Raw genomic sequence first — 24,741 nt, 5'->3', positions numbered from 1 at the left:
GGGCAGCTTAAAAGGTCGCGCCGGCTCAGTTGGGGCTGTTTTGTTTCAAGAAGTTATTCAGCAGTGCCAGCCCCTGTTCGGTCAGGATAGACTCCGGGTGAAACTGCACCCCCTCCAGTGGTAACTGCCGGTGGCGGAAGCCCATGATCTCCCGTTCACCGGCGGCATTGTCGCACCAGGCGGTCACCGCCAGGCACTCGGGAAGGCTGGCCGGATCCACCACCAGTGAGTGGTAGCGGGTGACCCTCAGCGGCTGATTGAGGCCCTGAAATACCCCTTGACCGTTGTGGCTGATCAGCGACGTCTTGCCGTGCATCACTGTGTGGGCCCGCACCACCCGGGCCCCCAGGTGCTGGGCGATGGTCTGGTGGCCCAGGCACACTCCCAATAACGGAATGCGGCCGGCAAAGTGGCGCACCAGTGCCAGCGACAGCCCGGCTTCATTGGGGCTGCAGGGACCGGGAGAGATCACCAGATAGTCCGGTGCCAGTGCTTCGATCTCCGCCAGACTGGTCTGGTCGTTACGACGCACTACCACCTGTTGCCCCAACTGCTGGAAATACTGCACCAGGTTGTAGGTAAAGGAGTCGTAGTTGTCGAGCATCAAAAGCATGCGGTCATCCGTTATCAGCGATTACTGGAGGTAGTCAGGCGGTGGCATTCTACCTGTCCGGCACGCCAAGATCACCTTTGGGGTGCACCATCAGTATGGCGTTAAGGGTATTTCTGTTTGCTTTTTTCGATGGCGGCGGTCAGTGCTGGCAGGGCGCTCGGCATCAGTTTGGCAGCCATGATCTGGACTCTGTTGTGCGACGATAACTGCCTTGACGTTATGTAACATGGGCAGTGACTGAATCAGGGGAGCGGTCACCTTGCCCAAAGGCGAGGGCAGGGCGGGGCAAACAACAACGCCGCTGGAAGAGCGGCGTTGTCGGGGTCAGTGCGCAGGGCGAACTTACATACTCTGGGTAAAGGTACGGGTGATTACGTCCTTTTGCTGTTCCAGAGTCAGGGCGTTGAAACGAACGGCATAGCCAGAGACTCGAATGGTCAGCTGGGCGTTGTCCGCTATCAGCGCATGGTCGTCGTCGTTGGCGGCACCGGCCTCGACGCGTTCACGGGCGGCCATCAGCTGCTCCAGAACTTCACGCTTGAGCACGTTGACGTTCAGGTGCTGACCGCCTTCGCGGCCGGCGGTGGTCTGGCCTTCAACCGGCAGTTCCCGGTACTCAAACTCACCCAGTTGATCCAGGGAAACCGTTTGATCGGCTTCGTACTGGTCCTTGGCGGCCAGGCAACGGGCCTGCTGTGCTTGCTTATCGATGAGCCAAATACTGCCTACCAGAGAAGCAGTTGCGGATTGTGTAATCTGAATACCTGTAACCATCTTCATACTTCCTATATTGAGGATTGGGTCAAGATTACGATATTCAAACCGTATTGACACATGATCAATTTCGTGGTGGTAAATGAAATCCACTCATCCGATGGGGGTTTTACTTCATGCGAGCGGTTGGAAATCCAGTGTCCGCGGGCGCTATAGGCCAATTCTTATGCAGGAATAATGGTCAGTAAAGATCGATAAGCACCGGGAAAATAAGTTGAATTTGAGAAAATTGATGCGGATTTTTAGTGCGGCTCGAGTAAATGCTTATGTTATAAATAAGATAAAACCACCGACACCGAGACTCCGTGAACGCCCATCTTCCCAAGCCAGAGATTCTGCAAAACCTCGAACGCCAGTTCTGGCAATACCAAAGCCTGGCCGAGCCGGTGTTTTCCAATAAGCCCTCCATGGACGATGAGGTGGCCTTTGTCTGGCGCCATAAGTTGGCGGTAGAGCGGGCGGCGGAGTTCAAGCGGATTCAGAAAAACCGCCAAAGAGATGAGCAGGAGCAGCGACTGAGGTTGTTCTTTGATCGTGCCTATACCGCCGAGCTGGATCGGAATCTGGAGCAGCCGCAATGGCTGCAGCGGGATCTTGGCATTCAGATCACCCAACTGGAGTTGCTGGAGGAACTGCTGGATGACGACGGTGACATCCGTCGCCTCAGTCGCCTGATAGAGGCGGACATCTGGTTGAGCAAGGCGTTGATTCGATACATCAACTCCAACCGGTTCGATTTTCGCCGGGTCAATGATGTTCAGGATGTGCAACTGGCGATCAACTATCTGGGCTACGAGCGGTTGCGCAACCTGTTACCCGGGTTGATCTTCGAGCATTGGAGCTGGTCACCCAATCAGGGCCAGGGCATTCATCAGCGCAAGCTGTGGCGCTGGTGCCGGTTGATGAAGAGCCGCAGTGCCCATTGGCTGAAGCAGGAGGGACGGGATCCTCAGACGGCGCGGGTGTATTCCTGCGTGTTTGCCCTGGGGGCCATTCTGGTGCACCGTCAGGCCACCAAACTGTACCAGAGTATGCGCCAATCCTGGCTGAGCCAGGCACGGCTGGAGTCCGGCAGTGAGGTGTATGAGGGGGTGCGATTTTTGCGGATGCCCTGCCAGCCCATTGCAGGTCACCTGCAAGATCAGCTTCAGGTAGCAGAGGCATTTTTGCAGGGCATCGGCTATCAGGGCCGGTTTCTTTCCCTGATGCAGGGGTTGCAAATGCCGTGGTTTAACAGCGATGCCGAGGCTCGCGCCTTGAGCCGTGCCTTTGGTGAGGTGGTGTATCTGACTCTGGGCAGCCGGGTGATCAAGCAAGTGGAGGGGCTGGAGGTGATTACCGCCTATTATCAGATCCCTGAGGCCAGAGTAACGGCGGCGGGACGTCCCTGAGACGGGTTTTTTCGCTGCATAGGCGGTCGTATTTGCTGCATGGCTAATTGAAACCAGCCTTTGGTGATTTTTTTTTCGCTTAAATGCTAATAACTTGCCTTAAGCTATGACAAGTCTATAAAAACAGCAGCTTAAATAATGTTCGTGAACGAAAGCGGGAAAAATCAGTGCCTTTTATGGTGAATAATTACCCCTTTTAGGACGTTTTCTGTACCAGCACGCAGTTTTGACTGCATTGCTACAATTTTATATGGTTGGTTGTTATCAGAATGATAATTAGGTCACGTTTGCATCCCCTGCAAAACAAAAGACCAAGGAGAATTTATGTCAATGCAATCAACGCTAAACCGTGCTCTTTTCGACCAAGTAATGGTTCCAAACTACAACCCTGCTGCGGTGATCCCCGTTCGTGGCCAAGGCAGCCGGGTCTGGGACCAGGAGGGCCGGGAGTTCATCGATTTTGCCGGAGGCATTGCCGTTAACTGTCTGGGTCACTGCCACCCTGCGCTGGTGGGCGCACTGAAAGACCAGGGTGAGAAGCTCTGGCACCTGTCCAACGTCATGACCAATGAGCCGGCGTTGCAGCTGGCCAAGACTCTGACCGATTCCACCTTTGCCGAACGCGTCTACTTTGCCAATTCCGGCGCCGAAGCCAACGAGGCGGCCCTGAAACTGGCCCGTCGCTGGGCATTGGAAAACGGCGGTGAGCAGAAAGACCAGATTATTGCCTTTACCAAGGCTTTCCACGGCCGCACCTTCTTTACCGTGACCGTCGGCGGCCAGCCGGCGTATTCCGATGGCTTTGGTCCTAAGCCTCAGGGCGTCGATCACATCGATTTCAACGATCTGGCGGCACTGGAAGCGGTGATCTCCGATCGCACCTGCGCGGTGATGATGGAGCCGATTCAGGGTGAGGGCGGCATCATTCCGGCGACCCAGGAGTTTATGGAAGGGGTTCGGGCCCTGTGTGATAAGCACAATGCCCTGCTGATTTTCGATGAGGTTCAGACCGGCGTGGGTCGTACCGGCAACCTGTATGCCTATCAGCATTACGGTGTGGCCCCGGACATCCTGACCACCGCCAAGGCGCTGGGCGGGGGGTTCCCCATCGCGGCCATGCTGACCACCGCCAAGATTGCCGAAAGCCTGAAAGTGGGCACCCACGGTTCAACCTACGGCGGTAACCCTCTGGCCTGTGCCGTGGCCAATGCGGTACTGGGCGTGGTCAATACGCCGGACGTGTTGGAAGGGGTGACGGTGAAACACCGGAAATTCCTTGATGGCCTCAACGCCATCAACGATAAGTATCAGGTGTTCAGTGAAGTGCGTGGCCAGGGACTGCTGATTGGCGCAGTGCTTAACGACGATTTTGCCGGCCGCGCCCGTGACTTCCTGGTGGCCTCGGCAGACGAGGGCCTGATGTGCCTGGTTGCCGGTGCCAATGTGGTGCGATTTACTCCCTCTCTGGTCATTAGTGATGAAGAGATTGAGTTGGGCCTGGCGCGCTTTGAAAAAGCCGTTGCCAAAGTGAAACTGGGCTAACTCCCTCCCCGCCAGGGGCGGGCTGGAGTGGAGACCGGCCATGCTGAAAGTACGACCGATTGCGGAGCGGGATTACCCCGCCCTGCTGCAAATTGCTGAGGATTCCGGACACGGTTTTACCTCGTTGCCCATCGATGAGACCTTGCTGAAAAGCAAGATCCAGCGGTCACTGCGCAGCTTCGCCAAGCAGGTGCAGGTGCCCGGTGACGAGCTGTATCTGATGGTGTTGGAAGACACCGTTAGTGGCGACGTGGTAGGAACCTGCGCCATTGAAGCGGCGGTGGGTATCAAGGATGCCTTCTACCATTACCGGCTGGGGAAAGACGTGCATGTCTCCCCGCAGTTGGGTATTCGGCGCGAAGTCAGCACCTTGACCCTGTGTAACGATTACACCGGTGCCGCTGAGCTGTGCACCCTGTACCTGAAACCGGATTGGCGCAAAGACGATAATGGCCGCTTCCTGTCCATGTGTCGCTTCCTGCTGATGGCGGCCCACCCGCAGCGCTTCGGTGACAAGGTGATTGCCGAGATGCGCGGTGTTTCCGATGGCGACGGCTCCTCGCCGTTCTGGCAGTGGCTGGAGCGGCATTTCTTCGGCATCGACTTCCCTACCGCTGATTACCTCACCGGCATTGGTGACAAGGTGTTTGTGGCCGAACTGATGCCCCGTCATCCCATCTACGTCAATCTGCTGAGCCCTGAGGCACAGGCGGTGGTGGGTGAGGTGCACGACAACACCCGCCCGGCACTGCGGTTGCTGGAAAATCAGGGGTTCCGTTGCCAGGGCTACGTCGACATCTTCGATGCCGGTCCGACCGTGGAGTGTCAACGGGATCAGATCAAAGCGGTGCGGGAATCCGCCAGCTATACCCTCAAGGTCAGCGATCACACCAGTGACGCCAACCTGATCGTCTGCGGCAGCGAGTTGGCGCAGCTGAGCATCATCAAAGCCAATGCCCACATCGATACCGAGGCCGGGGAACTGACCCTGAAGCCTGCCGATGCCAAGGCATTGGGGTTAACGCACGGGGCAAAAGTATGGGCCCTGGGACTGAACAGATAAGGATGTAATCGATGAGTCTTTTTATTAACGGCCGGTGGGTCGAGGGGCAGGGCCATGAGATGCAGTCTCATAACCCGGCCACCGCCGAAGTGATCTGGAGCGGCCACAGTGCCACGGCGGCTCAGGTCGGTGAGGCCATTCGTGCCGCACGAGCGGCCCAGTTTGCCTGGTTCAGTCAGGGCCTCGAGGCCCGCCTGAAGGTGATCGAGGCCTACAAGGCACAACTGGAGCAGAACAAGGAGCAGATGGCGCTGACCATCGCCGAGGAGACCGGCAAACCACTGTGGGAAACGCGTACCGAAGCGGCGGCGATGATCGGCAAGATTGGCCTGTCCATTACCGCCTACCATGAACGTACCGGCAGTAAGGAGGGGGAAACCCCGGCCGGGCGTGCGGTGCTGCGCCATAAGCCCCATGGTGTGGTGGCGGTCTTCGGTCCCTACAACTTCCCCGGCCATCTGCCCAATGGCCACATCGTTCCGGCGCTGATTGCCGGCAATACCGTGGTGCTGAAGCCGTCGGAGCAGACGCCGAAGGTGGCGCAGTTGATGCTGACTCTGTGGCAGCAGGCCGGCTTGCCGGACGGCGTCATCAACCTGGTGCAGGGTGAGCTGGAAACCGGTAAGGCGCTGGCGTCCGACATCGACATCGACGGCCTGTTCTTTACCGGTTCCTCCCGTACCGGCCACCTGTTGCACCAGCAGTTTGGTGGCGAACCGGGCAAGATTCTGGCGCTGGAGATGGGCGGCAATAATCCGCTTATTGTCCGTCAGGTGGCCGACGTTAAAGCGGCGGTCCATGACATCATCCAGTCGGCCTTTATCTCCTCCGGTCAGCGCTGCACCTGTGCCCGTCGCCTGTACGTTCCGCGCACCGCCCAGGGGGCGGCGATTCTCGAGATGCTGGTGGCGGCGACGGCCAAAATCCGCGTCGGCGAGTACAACGCCGAGCCCCAGCCCTTCATGGGGTCGATGATCTCAGCCCAGGCGGCGGCCGGCATGGTGGAGGCGCAACAGCGCCTGCAGCAATTGGGTGGCCAGTCGTTGATTGAGCTGGCGCCGCTGGTGCCAGGCACCGGTCTGGTCAATCCGGGCATCATCGATGTGACCGCCATTGCCGAGCTGCCGGATGAGGAGTATTTCGGGCCGCTGCTGCAGGTGATCCGCTACGACGAGTTTGACCAAGCCATCGAACTGGCCAACCGCACCCGTTACGGCCTGTCGGCGGGTCTGTTGTCTGACGATCGCTGTGAATGGGATTACTTCCTGGCCCGCAGCCGTGCCGGTATCGTGAACTGGAACCGCCAGATCACCGGCGCCGCAGGTTCGGCGCCGTTTGGGGGCATCGGTGCCAGTGGCAACCATCGTGCCAGCGCGTACTACGCCGCCGACTACTGCGCCTATCCGGTGGCGTCGGTGGAAGCGGACAAAGTCACTCTGCCGGCAACGCTGGCCCCGGGTCTGGAACTTTAAGGAGCATTTGCGATATGGACATCAATACCCTGTTTAACCACATGTGGCAGGACTACCTGCATCAGTGCCCCAGTGCCGATGCCATTCATCAGTTGCTGGGCAAGGGCGAGGCGATCATCAATGACCATGTCGCCTTCCGCACTTTCCGCGCGCCGGGACTGGGTATCGACAAGCTGGCGCAGCACTTCCTGGCGCTGGGCTACGAAGCCAAGGGTGAGTATCACTTCGAGGCTAAAAAGCTGTATGCCCGTCATTACGAGCACCCGGATGCCAGCCAGCCGAAGGTGTTTATCTCCGAGCTGATGCTGGAGCAGTGCAGTGAGGCGTTGCAAGCCATCGTGGCGGATCTGGTGGCACAGTTGCCACAGGGGTACACCGATGACGTGGCGCACCTGTATGGTGGCGCGCCCTGGCTGGTGACCCAGGCCCAGTATCGCAGCCTGCTGGCGGAGAGCGAGTACGCCGCCTGGTTGTCGGCCTTTGGCTTCAGAGCCAACCACTTTACGGTTAGCGTTAATGACCTCAGTGGCTTTGATACCCTGCAGGGCGTTAACGATGCCCTCAAAGGGTCCGGCTTCGTGCTTAACAGCGCCGGAGGAGAGATTAAAGGCAGTGCCGAGGTGTTGCTGGAGCAGTCTTCCACCATGGCCGACAAGGTGGCGGTGGCGTTTAAGGACGGTGCGCTGGAGATTCCGGCCTGCTTCTATGAGTTTGCCCTGCGTTATCCCATGGCCGATGGCGCGCTGTACACTGGTTTTGTGGCGGCCTCGGCGGATAAGATTTTCGAGTCGACCAACGCGGGCTGATTGCCGTGATTCGGACATAAAAAAACCTCGCCAAGGCGAGGTTTTTTTTATGCCGTTGTCAGGGCGGTGTCCTTAGCGGGTACCGTACACAACAATGGTCTTACCGTGGGCCTGAATCAGGTTCTGCTCTTCGAGCATCTTCAGGATTCGACCAACAGTTTCACGAGAACAACCAACAATCTGGCCGATCTCCTGACGGGTAATCTTAATCTGCATGCCATCAGGGTGGGTCATGGCATCAGGCTGTTTCGCCAGGCTCAGCAGAGTCTGGGCAATACGGCCGGCAACGTCGAGGAAGGCCAGATCACCGACTTTCTGAGAAGTGTTCTGCAGGCGGTTGGCCATTTGAGCAGACAACTTCATCAGGATGTCAGGGTTAACCTGAATCAGCTGACGGAATTTCTTGTAGGAGATCTCTGCGATTTCGCACGGAGATTTAGCGCGAACCCAAGCGGTACGTTCGGGTTGCTCTTCGAACAGTCCCAGCTCACCGATGAAGTCACCCTGGTTCAGGTAGGACAGGATCATCTCCTTGCCCTCTTCATCTTTGATCAGTACAGCCACTGAACCCTTCACGATGTAGTACAGGGTGTCAGATTCTTCACCAGCGTGAATGAGCGTGCTCTTCGCTGGGTACTTATGGATGTGACAGTGAGAGAGGAACCACTCTAGAGTAGGATCCGGTTTTGGCTTGCCGATAAGCGCCATAAGTGTTGTCCCTCAGTTTGGTAAGGAAAAGATAAACAACTCAGAATTCTAGGTTCAAATGTTAATTAGGTCTAGTCCAAAGCACTATGACCTTGATCGAAGTTTTTTATATTAAATAAAAAAAATGCTCACTTCAGGTTAATTGTGTGCCTCCCGATGGCCATTTTTGGTCAAACACCATTACTCCACTACGGAGATTTTGTCAGTTTGAGTTATTTATGGCTATTGCTCGCCGTTGCCGACTCCCATTTCAAATTGTTCGGTGATCAGGGTTTGCTTTCGTTGTTGAATCAATTTTTTTATCACCGGCGTCAAAATCAGCTCCATCGCCAGGCCCATTTTGCCACCCGGAACCACTAGTGTATTGATTCTGGACATAAAGCTGCCCTGAATCATCTGCAGATAGTAGCTGAAGTCGACGTCCTTCACTCCTCGAAAGCGAATCACCACGAAGCTCTCGTCATCGCTGGGAATGTCTTTGGCGCTAAAGGGGTTGGAGGTGTCCACCGTGGGCACCCGTTGAAAATTGATGTGGGTGCGGGAGAACTGCGGCGTCATGTGGTTGACGTAGTCGTCCATGGAGCGGACGATGCTGCCCATCACCTTTTCACGGCTGTGGCCCCGATCGCCGGTATCGCGGATGATTTTCTGAATCCACTCCAGGTTGACGATGGGCACCATGCCGATCAGCAAATCGACCTTCTCGGCCACGTTGGCGTCGTCGGTGACCACGCCGCCGTGCAGCCCTTCGTAATACAGCAGGTCGGTGTTTTCCGGCAGGGGCTGGAAGGGGGTAAAGGTGCCCGGCATCTGGTTGAAGGGAACCGCTTCATCGAAGGTGTGCAGGTAACGACGCACCTCGCCCTCGCCGCTGCTGCCGTAGCGGTCAAACAGCGATGCCAGGGCCGGGAAGTCGTTGGCTTCGGGGCCAAAGTAACTGATGGAGTGGTTCTCTTCGCGGCCCTTTCGAATCGCCAGTTCCATTTCGGCACGGGTATAGCGGTGAAAGCTGTCCCCCTCCACCAGTGCCGCCTCAATGCCCAGCTGTCGAAAGATATGCTTAAAGGATTTGGTGGTGGTGGTGGTGCCGGCACCGGAACTGCCGGTAACCGCAATGATGGGGTGTTTGGCTGACATATCCTTGCCCTTCCCTGTTGTTGGCCCTCTGTTATAAAAGGGTTACTGCCATCAGGTCAAGTGTTACAGGCCGCTGGCCGATGGCGATGGTGATGAATTGACGGCGGCTTTTGGCGTGTCAGCCCCGCATCGGAAGTGACTCGGCAGTGCGGATGGCCACCGACTCCTCCTCTTCGCTGAACTCCACCACCAGCTCGCCCCGCTTCAGGGCTGCCTCGATGCGGGGCAGGGCCTGGTCGACGCTGTCGCCATCCAGCTGATCAAAGCCCTGATCGCCAATCTGCTGCAACAGGTACTCCTTGATCAGGTTGGCGAAGGCCTCTGGAGACAGGGCGGATTTGAGGTCGTGATAGGGGATCAGCATGGTCAGAATTGGTACCGTATTTTGGCCACCAGTGCCACGTCGGCGCTGTTGTGCGGGTGTTTGAAGTTCTCAATGATAACCCCTTCCAACGCCAGTTGGCGATAGCGATAACGATAGCCGGCATTGATCTCATGGACCGCATTCTTAAATTGCCCCAGGTTATGCAGGGTGCCTTCGGCGGCGTTGTATTCCAGCAGCAGTTGGTGCCGTGGTGCCAGTTGATGACGAATCCCGAGTCCCCAGTGCCAGCTGCTGCTTTTCAGCTCGAAGCCAAACAGGGTGTCGCCGTTGGTAAAGGCCATCGCCCCCATCAGGTAAGCCACGCTGTCGCTCCAGGCGTACTGATAGTCCAACTGCACGCTGCCATCCCAGCTGCCACCGCTCCTGGGGTTGTCGTCGTCTTCGTAGGCCAGCACCACGGTGGTGGACAGGTTGTGTCGATGCTGGTGGTACAGTGAGCGGCCGACGGACAGTTCGTACTGGCGGCCGATGGACTCGCCGCTGAAGTCCTTCTTCTCAAAGTCGGCCTTGGGAATGCTCAGGTAACTGCGGTGTTTGGGCACCTCGTCGCGGCCATTCTGGGCGATGCCAAACAGTTTGTGGAAGCTCAGGGTCAGTTGGTCGAGTTGGGCGTCGTCGGTGGTGCGGCTGGCGACGGACCAGCCAAACTGCCACAGGGGCGAGGGGCTCCACACCATCCCCAGCCGGTATTCGATGCTGTAGTAGTCCATGACATACTCGGTATCGATGGCATAGATGCTGGCGGCGTAGAAGGCGGCGTCGACCTGAGGGCCTCCGGGCTGGTAATAGGCGGGGCGAAACATCGGGCTCAGCACCAGAGATTTGGCCGGAGCCTGAGAGCGGACCATTAATGGGCCGTCACTCCAGTTTGCAGCCTGTCCCAGTCCGGGAATAAGCAATAGTAACAGGCTGATTTTTATTGATTTCATCATGCTGCCCCCCACATGTTGCCTCTGTTTCAGTGTAGGAGGGGTTTTTCGATAACGGCGGACTTTCCTAGGCCGGGTTCAGGAAACTCTGAATTCTGGGTTCAAGGTAAAAATGGGGGCGCCACGGTGGCCCGTGGCTGATGAAGCCCACATGGCCACCCCGGGGGCACAGCTCCAGGGTGACGGCCTCGGACAGTTCGTCGGCGTCGGGGATCACCGCATCGGTCATAAAGGGATCGTCGGCGGCATGCAGTACCAGCAGTGGTCGTTGCACCGAACTGAGGAACTGTTTACCACTGGCTCGGCGATAGTAATCGTCGGCGCTGGCGAAGCCGTGCAGTGGCGCGGTGACCTGGTGATCAAACTGGTAGAAGGTCGCGAGTTGCTGGCACTGGCTGGCGGTCACCGGAATCTGCGGGCCATGGGGGCCGGCCAGTTTCTGGTGAATCTTATGGCGCAGCTTTTTCAGCAGGTAGCGTTGATAGATCCGGGAAAAGCCCCGCTCCATGCGGTTGGCACAGGCGGCCAGATCCAGCGGTGGTGACACCGCCACCCCCCGCTCCAGCAAACTGGCGCTGCCGGTTTCACCCAGGTACTTGCACAACACATTGGCCCCCAGCGAGTAGCCCACCGCTCGCAGCGGATGCCCGGGATAACACTGAGTCAGATGGGTAAGCACCTCGGTTAGATCGCCGGTTTCGCCGCTGTGGTAGGTGCGGGGCAGGGCATTCATCACCCCGCTGCAACTGCGTTGGTGCACCACCACGCCGACCTGGCCCTGCCGATGCAGGCTGTGCAACATTCGCCGTACGTAGTGGGAGTCCCTGTCGCCCTCGAGGCCATGGAGGATCACCGTGATCGGGGTCAGGTGCTGTGGTTGGCCAATCCAGTCCAGATGGACAAAATCGCCATCGCTCAGGGGCAGGGTTTGTCGCTGCAGCGGCAGTGATTGAGGCTTGGTCAGCAGCGGCCAGATGGTCTGCAGGTGAGGGTTGCGCCACCAGCGGCTGGGTTGAAACCGGGAAGTCATCCGTGTTGTCGAATCCTGAGTGTCAGAATTCGTTAGAGTAGCTGAATCGGGCAAGAATTCCAGCCGGCCGGGGCCGGCTGGCGGGAAGATCAGCGTACGGCGGCCAACTGAGGCTGGTGAAACAGCTGGCTGGCCAGGTCGAACAACTCGGACAGCTGCCCCAGCAGATCCGACGGCAGATCGCCGTCGTTGAGGCCGTGGGCCTGCAGGCAGGCGCTGAGGTTGTCGCCCTGATCGTCGATGCTCAGGTGTTGCAGCGCTTTGACCATCAGGCGCTGGCTGCGTTTTTCCATCACCAGCTCCACCTCCAGCATCTGGCGGTAGCTGTCGTCCGGCAGGCTGGACTTGGCCAGCTTGCGCAGTTGTCGGTAGGGCCCGACCATGCGCTCTTCCCATTCATCTTTGGCTTTGCGCAGGGTGGTGAACTTGGCACCGTCGAGAAACATCTGCTCGTGTTCCATCAGGATCGCCAGCAACAGCAGGTTGGGATCGATCTGGTACTCGTCCTGCATCAGCAGGCACAGTTGGCGCGCCTGGGGTTGTTGCCAGATCTTGTCGCCAAATTGCCACAGGCTTTCATGGCTAATCATCTATTGGTGCTCCTTTGCGGCGTCCCGAATGGCTTCCATCTGTTCCTGGATGTCCAGCCATTCCATCTCCTGGTGTTCGAGTGAGGACTGCAGTTCGCCGCGCTCTTGTAAAAGCTCGTTGAGCGCTTTCTTGTGCTCATCACTGTATAAGCGACTGTCGGCCAGGGACTCTTCAATCTCGGTCAATCGAGTTTGCAACTTTGCCATGCGTTTATCGATGGCAGTTTCGATTTTTTTGAGCGGTGACAGTTTTTGCCGAAGCTCTGCCTCCTGACGCTTGCGATTTTTCCTCTGTTCTGACTGGGAGGGGCCGCTGTCACCGGTATCGATGCTGCGGGCCTGCTGAATCAGCCAGCTGTGGTAGTCCTCCAGGTCACCGTCGAAGTCGGTGACACGGCGCTGATCCACTAGGTAGAACTCGCTGCAGGTGGCGCGCAGCAGGTGACGATCGTGGGAGACCACCACCATCGCCCCTTCAAACTGTTGCAGCGCCAGGGTCAGTGCTTCCCGCAGTTCCAGATCCAGGTGGTTGGTGGGTTCATCCAACAGCAGCAGGTTGGGGCGTTGCCAGATCACCAGTGCCAGTACCAGCCGGGCTTTCTCACCGCCGGAGAACGGTGCCACCACCTCCAGGGCTTTATCACCGCTAAAACCAAAGCCGCCGAGGTAATCGCGCAGTTGCTGTTCGGTGGCGTCCGGCGCCAGCAGTGCCAGATGTTGCAGCGGCGTCTGTTGCGGATGCAGGGTTTCCAGCTGATGCTGGGCGAAGTAGCCAATCTTCAGCGCCGGATTGGGCGACAGTTCGCCGCTCATGGGGGTCAACTCGCCGGCCAGCAGTTTGATCAGGGTCGATTTACCGGCGCCGTTGCGCCCCAGCAGGCCGATGCGGCTGCCGGGTACCAGATTCAGTTTTATCTGCTCCAGTACTGTGGTCTGGCCGTATCCCCCTTGCACCTTGTCCATCTGAATCAGCGGATTGGGCAGGGCTTGTGGCTCCCGAAACTCGATGTGGAACTGGCTTTGGGCGTGCAGTGGGGCCAACTCGGTCAGTTTCTCCAGTGCCTTGAGGCGGCTCTGGGCCTGGCGGGCCTTGCTGGCCTTATAGCGGAAGCGATCCACAAAGGCCTGCATGTGGGCCTTCTGCCGCTGCTGCTTGTCGAACTGGGCTTGCTGCTGCGCCAGTTGCTCGGCTCGTTGGCGTTCAAACTGGCTGTAGTTGCCCTTGTAGTGGTTCAGCTTCTGATGCTCGATGTGCACCACTTCGCCGGCGACCTGATCCAGGAAGTCGCGGTCGTGGCTGATCAGCACCAGGGTACCCTGATAGCGCTTAAGCCAGGTTTCCAGCCAGATCAGGGTGTCCAGATCCAGGTGGTTGGTGGGTTCGTCCAACAGCAGCAGATCCGAAGGGATCAGCAGGGCGCGGGCCAGGTTCAGGCGCATCCGCCAGCCGCCGGAGAAGGCTTTCACCGGTTTGCTCTGGGCTTGCTGATCGAACCCCAGGCCATCCAGCAGTTCCGCCGCCCGGGCTGGAATCTGGTAGCCGTGATACGCCTCGAAGGCGTCGTGGCTGGCGGCAATCGCCCGGCCGTCGCCGTTGTCCTGGGCGTTGGCCAGATCGTGTTCCAACTGGCGGTAGTGGCGATCGCCGTCGAGGACGTAGTCCAGTGCGGTGGTGGCCAGCGCCGGGGTTTCCTGGTCGACGGTGGCCAGACGCCAGCCCTTGGGCTGATACAGGTCGCCACCATCGGGCTGAACCTGTCCGGTCAGCATCGCCAGCAGACTGGTTTTGCCGCAGCCGTTGGCGCCGACGAGGGCGACTTTATGACCGGGATAGATGGTCAGTGAGGCGTTATCCAGCAGGCGTTTGGCGCCGCGGATGAGTTGCACCTGATTTAGCGTTATCATGGGGATTGGACATTAACAGTGAATTGAGCGCAGTGTACCACAAGGGTCGCTGCCGACGCAGTGGGAGTCAGACAATGGGAGTCAACCGGAAGAAGCGGTTTATCGCCGGTGCCACCTGTCCACAATGTCATGCCATGGACAGCATCATGTTATACCTCGAGCAGAGCGTTGAGGTGATGGAGTGCGTTGAGTGCGGCCATCAGCAACGTCAGGCCGAGGCACCCGCCCAGAAGCAGGCGGGCACCGGCCAGGTCATCGGGGTGTTTCAGCCCGATTAGAGACCCAGGAAGGAGCGGTTTTTCTGCTTGCGGATCTCTTTCTCATCGGCCCACTCGATCAGGCCGGTTTCCAGGTCCATCAGTCGCATGGTCATCTTGTAGTACACATCCTTGGTGGACCCGTCCTGTTTGACGATGCTGGAGAGGTTGCCGTACAGCATGTACTGGGCGCCGATTTGACGACCAAACTGAATGGCGGTGGAGGGGTTGACCAGGCCACCGTTATTCTGGAAGTCCAGCTGCTTGCGCACGGTCTCTACCTTGGTCATGTCCACAAAGCGGAACTGACCGCTGCGCAGCAGGCGGGTGCTGATGGTATCGGTAATGGACTCGGTGTCGATGTGTTCCGAGGTCTTGTTCTTGATCTTGTCCACAAACACGATGGGACGATCATTGGCGGTCAGCACCATCACCGAGGGGGTGGTCAGCATGGAGTCCACCATCTTGGCGGCCACCGACTGCAGATCGGAGGAGCCGAAGTCGACGGTGACGGTTTCGGTTTCGGTTGCGTCCCGGTACTCCACCTTTGACTGACAGCCGCCAAGCAGGGCGATGGCCGCCACGGCCACTACGAGTTTCAAGCTTTTCATCTTCGGTTTCCTTCTTACAAAATTACGGAATGGATCCGGTAACGGGGTCCGGTCTGTACGGCCCAGATCAGGGTGGTTTTGCCCGCTTGTACCTCTATCGGCTGCGGGCTGCCGTTGATGGTCAGTTGGTACTGACCCGGGGTGACCTGATGGGGCCACATCCAAGCCTGATGGGGCAGGGTTAACCAGCTGCGCCGGTCGGCCTGCTCCGTCAGGGCGTTAAACAGTTGCATGGCGATGGCGCCGACGTCGCCGCCTTTTTTCTCCGCCCACTGATTGGTGCCGGCTTTGGCGGCCACCCTCAGTGCCTGACGGACCAGAATGCCCGGGTATTGCTCCTGCAAGGCCCTGACGGCCAGATGATCCATGTTGCCGATCACTTCGGCCTGGCCCTGGTACTTGTGATCGCCACTGAGGCGGATGGTCACCGGCTGGGTGGCCGGACGCTGGCTGCGGTAGGTAGGCATCGACACCTGTTGGTAATAACCGTCGATGGTAAAGGGGATGGTGATCGCCTGCTTGGCGGCCACAAACCCGGTTTCCACCAGTACCACTACCCGGCCCTGGCCCGCTTTGGTGGCCGGGGCCTTGCCAAAGCGTTTGCGGGCGCCGTCACAATCGATCTGCAGCTGGCAGGAGAGGCGCACGTACTCGCCACCCAGCAGCTGGTTGTCCGGGTAGGCCTGCAGCGCCTTGCGAATGTCGATCAGGGCGTCGTTGGCTTCACCCTGAGCCTCAAACAGCACCGCGTTCTGATACAGGGTGTAGCTGTTGAGGAAGGAGTTGAGGGCGGTGCCACCCTGGCTGTCGAGCCGGGACAGTTCGGCGTTGATGCTGGCGTTGTTGAGGGTTTGGACCTCGTCGCGGTTGCGGTACGCCTGCAGCGCCAGGGTCTGCGCCTGGTCGGCGCGGCGGGCTTCGACGGTGGCGCCGCCGAGATCGCCGCTGAACAGGTAGTTGAGTGCCTGGTACTGATGCACCATGATGCGCTCGTAGGCCTGGCCCCGGTAGGGAATCAACTGTTCCGACACCGTGCTGCCCGCCGCCTGGGCGCTCAGGTCGGTGAGGCTGACCATGGCTTTCCAGTCGCGTCGGTCATACTGTGCCATCGCCTGTTCGAAGTAACCACGGCTTTGTGTGAAATCCCCCTGCAACAGCGCCACCCGGCCCGCTTCCTGGGCGTACAGCAGCCCGTCCTGGCTGTCGAGGCCGCTTTGCAGCGGCACCAGTGGCTGACCGTTGTCGCGGCTGAGCTGGGTTTTGACTTCATCCAGTTGATGGGGGTAAGACTCCAGCAGGCCTCGTGAGGCACAGCCGGTCAGCAGCAGCGGGGCCATCAGCAGCAGAAAAAGGGGTCGCATTAAGGCTGCTCCATCTGTCTGGCCAGTACTTCGCTGGCCATCAGGTTGCGGTTGTTGTCGACCCGATCCAGAAAGGTCAGCCCCTGCAGGTGGTCGTATTCATGACAGAATATGCGCGCCACGAACCCCTCCAGCCGGCGTTGGTGCAGGCGTCCGTCGAGATCCTGGTAACTGACTTCAACCCATTCGGGGCGGCTCACCAGGCCGCGAATGCCGGGCACCGACAGGCAGCCCTCCCAATCCTGGTTGCTGGCCTGGGCCTGGTTCAACAGGCTGGGGTTGACCATCACCAGCGGCGCCATCACCGGGGCATGGGGATAGCGGGCATTGGGGCGGGAGGCGATGATCATCAGCGCCAGGCTGTGGTGTACCTGGGGGGCGGCGATGCCGACGCCGCTGCGGGCCTGCATCAGCTGCAGCATTTGCTCACTGAGGATGCGGGCCTCGTCGCTGGGCAGGGTCAGCTGGCGAACCGGCTGGCGCAGTACCGCCTCGCCCAGCAGGGCGATGCTCAGGGAGGGTGGCGTGGTGGCGTCTGTCATCATCAATAATGGGGTGGTGGTGTCTCTTCCGATGCCGACGCGATCTGGCTGTGGCCGGCGTTCAGTAGCTTTTCTGCCAGCTGTTTGAGCTGCCGTTGTTGCCGTTCCAGTTGTTGGCTGAGGTCAACCACGGTCTGGTTCAAGCTGTCGATGGTCATCTCCTGAAAGGCCAGTTTGGACTCCAGTTCACTGATGCGGTGTTCTAAATCGGACATGGGATACTGCTCAATTCAATTTGGCTAACTATGATAGAGGAATGTGGTGTCGGTTTCATGCCCAAGCGTTCAGTCAGTGGACAGCCTTATGGGCTACTGTAGGTTACACTTTCGAATTCAATCTATTTTTAAGACCCTGATATGGAATACGAGTTCAAATCCGGATTGACCGGTGAGCGTCTTGCTCAGATGTCCATGGGACACGAAGCCTTCGGGCGGTTGTTGACCGAGGAGCTGAATCGCCCCGAAGCGGTGGAGCAGTTACTTCAGCAGCTGCAGGCGCCGCTCAGCGACCCGTTTGAAGTTCGGCAGCTGTTGCTGGGAGAGTGGGCGCTGGTATTGGAGCAGGGGGAGGTGGATCTGAAAGCCACGGCCCTGGGCATGGAGCAGGACCACGATCTGGATCCGGACATCGAGTATTACGATGTCGAGAGCGAGGCTTGTTGTGGTCTGGAAGATCTGTGCCAACTATTGAGCAGTTGGCACACCTTTCTCGGCACCGGCCGCCGCCGTCAACTCTGAAGCACCTTGACCGCCAGTTCCACCCGTGAGCGGCAGTCGGTTTTGCGCAGCAGGTTTTTGACGTGCACCTTGACGGTACCTTCGCTGATGAACAGTTTCTCGGCCAGAATCTTGTTGCTCATCCCTTCGGCTATCAGGCGGGCGATCTCCTGCTCCCTGGGGGTCAGCTCCTGCCACCAGCCGTTGCTCTCTTCGTCGTTGGTCAGCAGGTAGGCCTGCAGTCGCTCGGTAATCACCTGCTGGCCATTCAATACCAGCTCCACCTGGTCCAGAATCTGTTCCGGTTCGCTGTCCTTGAGCAGGTAACCATCAGCGCCGGACTGAATCAGGGTACGCACATCCTCGGCGGCATCGGAGACCGTCAGGATCACGATGTGACTGGTGATCTGCTCCTGGCGTAGCGCCTTGAGGGTATCCAGGCCGGACATCCCTTTCATGTTCAGATCCAGCAGAATCAGGTCGGGCTCGTCGTCGCTGACGGCGGCCAGCGCGTCGACGCCGGATCCCACTTCGGCAAACAGGGTAAAGCGATCATCCAGAGTCAATAACTGGCAGATGCCTCGGCGCAACAGCGGGTGGTCATCGACGACCATGACGCTCCTGGTCTCACTCATGGGTGGTTTCCTCTTGTGGTCGGAAGGTCACTTTTACACACAGGCCTCCGCCTGTGTTGGGGATAAACTGCAAATCGCCTCCCAGTTTGCGGGCGCGCTCATGCATGATACCAATTCCGAAGTGATTTTCCCTCTCCTTCAGGTTCTCAATACCGACACCGGTATCGCAGACGCTCAGCTCGATCTGCTGATCGGCCGCGGCGCAGGCTCGCAGGGTAATGGTATCGGCACCGGAGTGCTTGATGGCGTTCAGCACCGCTTCGCGGCTCAGTTGCAGTATGTGGACATGCTGCTGGGCCGATAGCGAAGGAGAGTTGAGCTCGTAGTTGAGGGTCAGCTTGCACTCGGTGCGGGACTCCAGTTGCGCCAGCATCTGTTCCAGGCTGGCTTGCAGGTCGTGTTCGGAGATGGTCAGGCGGAAAGTGCTGAGCAGCTCCCGCAGCTGCTGGTAGGCCTGATTGGTGCTGGAGGTGATTTCACCCAGAGTCTGCTCCATCAGCTCGTCGTTACCGCTGGAGATGGCCCGTTTCAGCAGCGAGGTCTGAATCTTCATGTAGGCCAGCACCTGGCCCATTGAGTCGTGCAGCTCCCGGGCGATGGTGCCCCGCTCCTCCATCAGGTACAGCCGTTCACGTTGCTGTGAGGCACGATCCAGCAGCACCGCCCGGGCGACGATGATGGCGAAGTTGTGCAGCATCTGTGGTGGCAGCGGCTGGTGGCCAAACAGCGACAGGGTGCCGAGACGCTCCTGCTCGAAGATCAGCGGTTCGCGGGTGGAGATGGGACCGTTCTGGCCGGTGTCGCCCAAGGCAACGTCCAGATCCGGACGCTCGTCGATCATCAGTTGAATGCCGTGGGCGCCGCTGTGTCGGCGCAATCGATCCAGGGCCTGGGTCAGGGTGTCGCTGCCGAGGCGATCGCGGTGGAACCACAACGAAGTCTGGTATAGGAACAGCAGACCGGCGTTGGCCTGTTCCAGCTCCTGGGTTTTTTCCTCTACCTGTTGTTCCAGGTTGTTGTACAGGCTTTCCAGCTCGCGGGCGGTCTGCTCAAAGGTGTCGCTGAGGGTCTGCAGTTCATGAAAGTCACTGCTGGGCAGCTCCAGATTGAACTTACGGCGGCTGATGGACAGGGCGGCATTCTCCAGCTGCTGTAACGGGTGCAGCACCCGCCGGCTGATGCCTCGCATCAACCAGAACCCCATTCCCATCACCGTAAACAACCCCATCAGCTGGCTGGCCAACAGCAGCATGATCTTGTTTTCCGCCTGCTGCTCCAGCATCGCTACCAGGACATCAATCTGGTCGACAAACTGGCGCACTTCGTTGACGTAGGAGCGGGAGTTACCGTTGACCGCATAGCGCTTCATCTGCTGCCAGCTGGCCATGACCTGATCGTATTGCTGGTGCAGCTTCTGAGGGTTGTACCAGCTGCGGGCCTTGCCCAGTTCATCGGAGTAGAGGATCTGCTCAAACTCCTGAATCTTCTTGTCCAGGGTGCCGCTTTCGCTGTTGGCCAGAAAGATCAGCTGGTAGGAACGCATTCGCAGGGAACCGGAGGCGTTGATCGCCTTGGCGTCGTCGACGCTGTACATCAGGGTGATCAGGGAAAACGCCGCCAGGCCACCAAAGATGAAGATGACGGTGACGATCAGGGACAGCACCGTGGCTGACAGGCTTTTGGTTCGGGTCATGGAGCGGCAATAATTAGAGACTGTGCGCCAAGCCTATCGCCTTCGCCGCCGGAATTACAAGCAGCCGTGGTTCGGTGAGGCGAAATAATCCAGGTTATCTATTCTTAGTGGGCGTTAATTGGATTCAAACCAACAACCAATAATGGAGCGCAATCGTGAACAGGATGAAACGAATGGCCATTTTGGCTGGCTTGTGTGTCCCGCTGGGGGCGTGGGCAGTCACTGAGGCGGACAACAGTAAGTTTGCCAAATTCAAGAAACAGTACGCCAGCTGGCAGCAGACGGAACAGAGCAAAGAGATCGTGGACGTGCTGGCTGAAGACCCGAGGTTGGTGGTGTTGTGGGCCGGTTATGGCTTCGCCAAAGACTACAACAAAGCCCGCGGTCACCACTACACCGTTACCGATCTGCGCAACACCCTGCGTACCGGTGCGCCCAAGACCAAAGAGGATGGGCCGATGCCCATGGCCTGCTGGTCTTGCAAGAGTCCGGATGTGCCGCGACTGATTGAAACCCAAGGCGAGAAGGAGTACTTCCATGGCAAGTGGGCCAAGGGCGGCGATCAGATCACCAATGCCATCGGTTGCGGCAACTGCCACGACAACAAGATTAAGCTAAGGCTGTCGGTGCCCTTCGCCGAGCGGGCGCTGAAGACCGCCGGACTGGAGTGGAAGACTGCCTCTAAATCGGATAAGCAGACCATGGTATGCAGCCAATGTCATGTGGAGTACTACTTTACCAAGCCCGATGTGATGGTGAAATTCCCCTGGGACAACGGCACCTCGGTGGAGCAGATGGAAGCCTACTACGACAACATCGAGTTTAAGGACTGGACCCATAAGCTGTCGAAGGCACCGATGCTCAAGGCCCAGCACCCAGGGTTCGAGACCTCCCGCAACGGTCCCCATGGTCGCAATAATGTCTCCTGCACCGATTGCCACATGCCGAAAGTGACCAACGCCGAGGGGCGCAAGTTTACCGATCACAATGTCGGTAACCCCTTCGATCAGTTCGAGTTCACCTGCAAGCGCTGTCACGATCAGGACAAGGACACCCTGGAGCAGGTGATTGCCGGCTACAAGAAGCAGGTCGGCGATCTTAAGTTGCAGGCGGAAGATCAGCTGGTGAAGGCCCACTTCGAAGCCAAGGCCGCCTGGGATGCTGGCGCCACCGAGGGGCAGATGAAAGACGCCCTGACCGCCATCCGCCATGCCCAGTGGCGCTGGGACTACGCCATCGCCTCGCACGGGGTGCATGCCCATAATCCGTCAGAGGCGATGCGGGTTTTGGGGACGTCGCTGGAGCGCAGCGCCGAGGCCCGGGCGATGCTGGCGCGGGTATTGGCGATGAACGGCGTCATGGCCGAGGTTCAGGTGCCGGACATCTCCACCAAGGCCAAGGCCCAGGCCGTGGTGGGATTGGACATGGATAAGTTGCGGGCCGACAAGGCCGAGTTTAAGAAGACCGTGGTGCCCCAGTGGGATGCCGACTATCCGGGTAAAACGGACTGAGTTTGTGGTGTGACTGCCAGCCCCGCTTCGGCGGGGCTTTTTTGTGCCTGCGACTGCACCAAAACGGAGCAACGGCTGAATAGTCATGCTTGTTTTGGTGCATAAATAGACTTTCCACATTCGCGCCTTTGTTTAACTTATTGAAATAAAACGAAATAAATTATTGGCACGGGAGTTGTAAAGGATTGGTTAACTGACTTTGGTTGAGGGATTGGACATGAAACTGGTTAGCGTAATCATCAAACCGTTCAAGCTGGACGACGTGCGGGAGGCCATCGCCGGCATTGGCGTGGAAGGGTTGACGGTCACCGAGGTGAAAGGCTTCGGGCGTCAGAAGGGGCATACCGAACTCTATCGCGGTGCGGAATATCAGGTGGATTTTCTGCCCAAGGTGAAGCTGGAGATTGCCACCTCTGCCGATAAGGTGGAGCACCTGATCGAGGTGATCAGTGAAGCCGCCCATACCGGCAAGATTGGTGACGGTAAGATCTTTGTGTATGACCTGGAGCGAGCGGTACGGATTCGTACCGGCGAGCACGACTCAGAAGCGATTTAAGTGAGGGGGAAACCATGGAAGAGTTAACAAAATTGGGTACCACGGTAACCGAACTGCGATTTGCACTGGATACGTTCTATTTCCTGATGTCCGGTGCCCTGGTGATGTGGATGGCCGCCGGTTTCGCCATGCTGGAAGCGGGGCTGGTACGCTCCAAGAACACCACCGAAATTCTGACCAAGAACATCTGCCTGTATGCCATCGCCTGTGTCATGTACCTGCTGGTGGGGTACAACATCATGTACGTCGATAACGCCGAGGCTGGCTGGTTGCCGAGTCTGGGTAGCCTGATTGGCACTCAGGCCGAGGGGGCTGACCATGCCCTGGAATCGGACTTCTTCTTCCAGGTGGTGTTTGTGGCCACCGCCATGTCCATCGTGTCCGGGGCCGTGGCAGAGCGTATGAAATTGTGGGCATTCCTGGTGTTTGCTGTTGTCCTTACCGGCTTTATCTATCCAGTTGAGGGATATTGGACCTGGGGGGGTGGCTTTGTTTCTGAATTGGGCTTTGTGGATTTCGCCGGTTCCGGCATTGTTCACATGGCCGGTGCGGCAGCAGCAATCGCAGGAGTGCTCCTCTTAGGTGCCCGTAAGGGCAAATACGGTGCCGATGGCAGCGTTCACCCTATCCCGGGATCCAACATGCCGATGGCGACCCTGGGAACCTTTATCCTGTGGTTGGGCTGGTTTGGTTTTAACGGCGGCTCCCAGTTGCTGGTATCCGATGCGGAAAACGCCTCGGCGGTGGCTAAGATCTTTGTTAACACCAACTCGGCGGCGGCTTTTGGTGCGGTGGCGGCACTGATTGTCTGTAAGCTGATGTGGGGCAAGGCCGACCTGACCATGATTTTGAACGGTGCCCTGGCCGGGTTGGTGGCCATCACCGCTGACCCGTTGTCACCGTCGCTGGTACTGGCGGGGGTCATTGGCCTGTCGGCCGGTGGTCTGGTGGTGTTCTCCATTGTCTGCATGGATAAAATTAAGTTGGATGACCCGGTTGGCGCCATCTCGGTGCACGGTGTCTGCGGTCTGTTCGGCCTGATGGCGGTGCCGCTGTCCAACGCCGATGCCGGCTTCGGCACCCAGGCCCTGGGGGCACTGATCATCTTTGGTTGGGTGTTCGGCGCCAGTCTACTGGTGTGGTTTGTACTGAAGCTGACCATGGGGATTCGGGTTACCGAAGAGGAGGAGTACCGGGGTATGGACATTGCCGACTGTGGTATCGATGCCTATCCGGAGTTTGTGACGGTCAAGGGCAGCAACTAAACTCGGCCCCGATTGACTCGCTGACAGCGCCTTCTTTGGAAGGCGCTTTTTTTGTTTTACCGGTCGCGGTGGCGTGCGCGGCAGCAAAACAGCCTGTTTTTCATTCTCGTTACCTCAGTTCATGCGTTGGAGCAAAGTCAGGAGGCGATCCATGAGGCAAACTGGGCGGATGCCGGCCGACGAAAGAACTGGCTTCCCAACAGGATGACGATTATATCTTTATGTTGTTCGGTATTATTTTGTATTCTAGGTAATCAGGAGCAACGATGACCACAGACACAGGGAGCGATATGCCTCGCGAACAGGGAGGGGTGTGTGCAGAGGGCAACCTTCATGGGTTGTATCTGCTGTTTAATGCGGAAGAGCAGGCCGAGCCGACCCTGCGTAAGGTGTTGGCCGAGATCGCCGTCTGGCTGCAGGCCTCGGCGGATCAGAATGCCGATTCCGCCTTTAATGGTTTCGTGGCCATTGGTGCCAACTATTGGGATACCCTCTATCCCGGGGCGCGCCCGCAGCAGTTGCGGCCGTTCCCCTCTTTCGAGCAGGATGACCGCAAAGCCCCGGTGCAGCCGGTGGACATCTTTGTCCATATCCGTTCCGACCGTCTCGACATCAACCACATCGCCGCCATGGAGGTGTGCCATCGCCTCAAGGGGCTGGTGCAGTTGGTGGAAGAGGTACGCAGTTTCCGTTACTTGGATAACCGCGATCTGACCGGTTTTGTCGATGGAACTGAGAATCCTCAAGGCAGTCATCGCCGCACCGTGGCACTGGTGGGCGACGAGGACGCCGGTTTTGCCGGGGGCAGTTACATCCATACTCAGCGCTATCAGCATCAGATGGCTCGCTGGAACAGCATCAGCCAGAAGCAGCAGGAAGACACCATTGGCCGCACCAAGGTGGACAATGAGGAGTACGCCAGTCAGGACAAGCCCCTGACCTGCCACATCAAGCGTACCAACCTCAAAGACGCCGACGGTAACTCCATGGAGATTCTGCGCCAGAGCATGCCTTACGGTGACATGATGGAGCAGGGGCTGTTTTTCATCAGCTGCTGCCGCACGCCGGTGCACTTCGAAGCCCAGCTGAAGTCGATGATTCATGGCGATGGCCACGGTCATTACGATCACCTGTTGAACTTCACCCAGGCGGTTACCGGTTCGGCATTCTTTGCTCCGTCGTTGGACTTTATGGAGCAGGCGGCCGGCTAGGCCTCCCGATGGACAGCAAAAGGCCCGCATTGAGCGGG

26 protein-coding genes are annotated in these 24,741 nt (G+C 58.3%); 11 read left to right on the top strand and 15 right to left on the bottom strand.

What is annotated here, in order from left to right; translation table 11 throughout:
• Positions 1 to 25 precede the first annotated feature (25 nt).
• The gene (locus BLT77_RS12545) at positions 26 to 613 is read right to left on the bottom strand and encodes an anthranilate synthase component II (protein ID WP_090365709.1); all 588 of its coding nucleotides are present in this window, start codon (positions 611 to 613) and stop codon (positions 26 to 28) included.
• Positions 614 to 955: 342 nt separating this feature from the next.
• Positions 956 to 1,387, bottom strand: coding sequence for an autonomous glycyl radical cofactor GrcA (locus BLT77_RS12540; protein ID WP_090365806.1), 432 nt, complete (start codon positions 1,385 to 1,387; stop codon positions 956 to 958).
• A 305-nt stretch (positions 1,388 to 1,692) separates the two neighbouring features.
• Here BLT77_RS12540 and BLT77_RS12535 point away from each other — a divergent pair, with 305 nt between their 5' ends.
• The 5 genes from BLT77_RS12535 (at position 1,693) to BLT77_RS12515 (ending at position 7,661) form a co-directional block, all read left to right on the top strand.
• Complete coding sequence (locus BLT77_RS12535) at positions 1,693 to 2,778, top strand: HDOD domain-containing protein (RefSeq protein WP_090365707.1); 1,086 nt, start codon at positions 1,693 to 1,695, stop codon at positions 2,776 to 2,778.
• 324 nt (positions 2,779 to 3,102) lie between these two features.
• Positions 3,103 to 4,320 carry an aspartate aminotransferase family protein gene (locus BLT77_RS12530; protein WP_090365704.1) on the top strand — a complete coding sequence of 406 codons (1,218 nt, stop codon included), beginning with the start codon at positions 3,103 to 3,105 and terminating at the stop codon, positions 4,318 to 4,320.
• A 40-nt stretch (positions 4,321 to 4,360) separates the two neighbouring features.
• Positions 4,361 to 5,383, top strand: a complete 1,023-nt coding sequence (gene astA / locus BLT77_RS12525; RefSeq protein ID WP_090365701.1) for an arginine N-succinyltransferase — start codon at positions 4,361 to 4,363, stop codon at positions 5,381 to 5,383.
• A gap of 11 nt (positions 5,384 to 5,394) precedes the next feature.
• Positions 5,395 to 6,855 (top strand): succinylglutamate-semialdehyde dehydrogenase, encoded by a 1,461-nt coding sequence (astD, locus tag BLT77_RS12520; protein ID WP_090365698.1) that lies wholly within the window; start codon positions 5,395 to 5,397, stop codon positions 6,853 to 6,855.
• Positions 6,856 to 6,869: 14 nt separating this feature from the next.
• Entirely contained in the window at positions 6,870 to 7,661 is a 792-nt protein-coding gene (locus BLT77_RS12515) for a DUF1338 domain-containing protein (RefSeq protein WP_090365695.1), read from the top strand.
• A 72-nt stretch (positions 7,662 to 7,733) separates the two neighbouring features.
• On the opposite strand, the gene crp is transcribed toward BLT77_RS12515, so the two are convergent.
• From crp to BLT77_RS12480, 7 genes are all read right to left on the bottom strand, one after another.
• On the bottom strand, positions 7,734 to 8,369 hold the full coding sequence (gene crp, locus BLT77_RS12510) for a cAMP-activated global transcriptional regulator CRP (protein ID WP_028112823.1): 636 nt from the start codon (positions 8,367 to 8,369) through the stop codon (positions 7,734 to 7,736).
• Positions 8,370 to 8,591: 222 nt separating this feature from the next.
• Positions 8,592 to 9,506 carry a phosphoribulokinase gene (locus BLT77_RS12505; protein ID WP_090365692.1) on the bottom strand — a complete coding sequence of 305 codons (915 nt, stop codon included), beginning with the start codon at positions 9,504 to 9,506 and terminating at the stop codon, positions 8,592 to 8,594.
• A 118-nt stretch (positions 9,507 to 9,624) separates the two neighbouring features.
• Positions 9,625 to 9,870, bottom strand: a complete 246-nt coding sequence (locus tag BLT77_RS12500; protein ID WP_090365689.1) for a YheU family protein — start codon at positions 9,868 to 9,870, stop codon at positions 9,625 to 9,627.
• Positions 9,871 to 9,872: 2 nt separating this feature from the next.
• Positions 9,873 to 10,823, bottom strand: coding sequence for a DUF3187 family protein (locus BLT77_RS12495; protein ID WP_090365687.1), 951 nt, complete (start codon positions 10,821 to 10,823; stop codon positions 9,873 to 9,875).
• 64 nt (positions 10,824 to 10,887) lie between these two features.
• Positions 10,888 to 11,850 carry a hydrolase gene (locus BLT77_RS12490; RefSeq protein ID WP_090365684.1) on the bottom strand — a complete coding sequence of 321 codons (963 nt, stop codon included), beginning with the start codon at positions 11,848 to 11,850 and terminating at the stop codon, positions 10,888 to 10,890.
• Positions 11,851 to 11,939: 89 nt separating this feature from the next.
• Complete coding sequence (locus BLT77_RS12485) at positions 11,940 to 12,440, bottom strand: TIGR02444 family protein (protein WP_090365681.1); 501 nt, start codon at positions 12,438 to 12,440, stop codon at positions 11,940 to 11,942.
• A complete protein-coding gene (locus BLT77_RS12480) occupies positions 12,441 to 14,345 on the bottom strand; it encodes an ATP-binding cassette domain-containing protein (protein WP_090365678.1) in 1,905 nt (634 codons plus the stop codon).
• A gap of 74 nt (positions 14,346 to 14,419) precedes the next feature.
• Between BLT77_RS12480 and BLT77_RS12475 the strand changes: the two genes are divergently transcribed.
• Positions 14,420 to 14,623 carry a YheV family putative zinc ribbon protein gene (locus tag BLT77_RS12475; RefSeq protein ID WP_090365675.1) on the top strand — a complete coding sequence of 68 codons (204 nt, stop codon included), beginning with the start codon at positions 14,420 to 14,422 and terminating at the stop codon, positions 14,621 to 14,623.
• On the opposite strand, the gene lpoB is transcribed toward BLT77_RS12475, so the two are convergent.
• From lpoB to BLT77_RS12455, 4 genes are read right to left on the bottom strand one after another with little or no spacing between them, the layout of a single operon-like run.
• Complete coding sequence (lpoB, locus tag BLT77_RS12470) at positions 14,620 to 15,213, bottom strand: penicillin-binding protein activator LpoB (RefSeq protein WP_090365672.1); 594 nt, start codon at positions 15,211 to 15,213, stop codon at positions 14,620 to 14,622. The genes BLT77_RS12475 and lpoB overlap by 4 nt on opposite strands.
• Before the next feature lie 14 nt (positions 15,214 to 15,227).
• Positions 15,228 to 16,574 carry a COG3014 family protein gene (locus BLT77_RS12465; RefSeq protein WP_090365669.1) on the bottom strand — a complete coding sequence of 449 codons (1,347 nt, stop codon included), beginning with the start codon at positions 16,572 to 16,574 and terminating at the stop codon, positions 15,228 to 15,230.
• Positions 16,574 to 17,119 (bottom strand): peptide deformylase, encoded by a 546-nt coding sequence (gene def / locus BLT77_RS12460; RefSeq protein WP_245709938.1) that lies wholly within the window; start codon positions 17,117 to 17,119, stop codon positions 16,574 to 16,576. Before def ends, BLT77_RS12465 begins: the two co-directional genes overlap by 1 nt.
• Positions 17,119 to 17,331 carry a SlyX family protein gene (locus BLT77_RS12455; protein ID WP_028112833.1) on the bottom strand — a complete coding sequence of 71 codons (213 nt, stop codon included), beginning with the start codon at positions 17,329 to 17,331 and terminating at the stop codon, positions 17,119 to 17,121. Before BLT77_RS12455 ends, def begins: the two co-directional genes overlap by 1 nt.
• 141 nt (positions 17,332 to 17,472) lie before the next feature.
• Here BLT77_RS12455 and BLT77_RS12450 point away from each other — a divergent pair, with 141 nt between their 5' ends.
• Positions 17,473 to 17,853 (top strand): YacL family protein, encoded by a 381-nt coding sequence (locus tag BLT77_RS12450; RefSeq protein ID WP_090365666.1) that lies wholly within the window; start codon positions 17,473 to 17,475, stop codon positions 17,851 to 17,853.
• On the opposite strand, the gene BLT77_RS12445 is transcribed toward BLT77_RS12450, so the two are convergent.
• Together BLT77_RS12445 and narQ are read right to left on the bottom strand one after the other, a co-directional pair.
• Positions 17,844 to 18,467 (bottom strand): response regulator, encoded by a 624-nt coding sequence (locus BLT77_RS12445; RefSeq protein ID WP_090365662.1) that lies wholly within the window; start codon positions 18,465 to 18,467, stop codon positions 17,844 to 17,846. The genes BLT77_RS12450 and BLT77_RS12445 overlap by 10 nt on opposite strands.
• A complete protein-coding gene (gene narQ, locus BLT77_RS12440) occupies positions 18,460 to 20,160 on the bottom strand; it encodes a nitrate/nitrite two-component system sensor histidine kinase NarQ (protein WP_090365659.1) in 1,701 nt (566 codons plus the stop codon). The genes BLT77_RS12445 and narQ overlap by 8 nt, the downstream gene beginning before the upstream one ends.
• Before the next feature lie 164 nt (positions 20,161 to 20,324).
• Here narQ and nrfA point away from each other — a divergent pair, with 164 nt between their 5' ends.
• The 4 genes from nrfA to BLT77_RS12420 all read left to right on the top strand — a co-directional run bounded on the left by nrfA (position 20,325) and on the right by BLT77_RS12420 (position 24,703).
• A complete protein-coding gene (gene nrfA, locus BLT77_RS12435) occupies positions 20,325 to 21,671 on the top strand; it encodes an ammonia-forming cytochrome c nitrite reductase (RefSeq protein WP_090365656.1) in 1,347 nt (448 codons plus the stop codon).
• Between the two features lie 217 nt (positions 21,672 to 21,888).
• The gene (gene glnK / locus BLT77_RS12430; RefSeq protein WP_090365652.1) at positions 21,889 to 22,227 is read left to right on the top strand and encodes a P-II family nitrogen regulator; all 339 of its coding nucleotides are present in this window, start codon (positions 21,889 to 21,891) and stop codon (positions 22,225 to 22,227) included.
• A gap of 14 nt (positions 22,228 to 22,241) precedes the next feature.
• Positions 22,242 to 23,492: an ammonium transporter gene (locus BLT77_RS12425; RefSeq protein WP_090365649.1), complete on the top strand. Its 1,251-nt coding sequence runs from the start codon at positions 22,242 to 22,244 to the stop codon at positions 23,490 to 23,492.
• A gap of 266 nt (positions 23,493 to 23,758) precedes the next feature.
• Positions 23,759 to 24,703, top strand: coding sequence for a Dyp-type peroxidase (locus tag BLT77_RS12420; RefSeq protein ID WP_245709937.1), 945 nt, complete (start codon positions 23,759 to 23,761; stop codon positions 24,701 to 24,703).
• Positions 24,704 to 24,741: the final 38 nt, after the last annotated feature.

The sequence above is a fragment of the Ferrimonas sediminum genome, from assembly GCF_900100175.1.
In the GTDB taxonomy this organism is placed as follows: Bacteria; Pseudomonadota; Gammaproteobacteria; order Enterobacterales; family Shewanellaceae; genus Ferrimonas; species Ferrimonas sediminum.
Note: the sequence above shows the minus strand (reverse complement) of the source record. Positions and strands in the feature narration are given on the sequence as shown.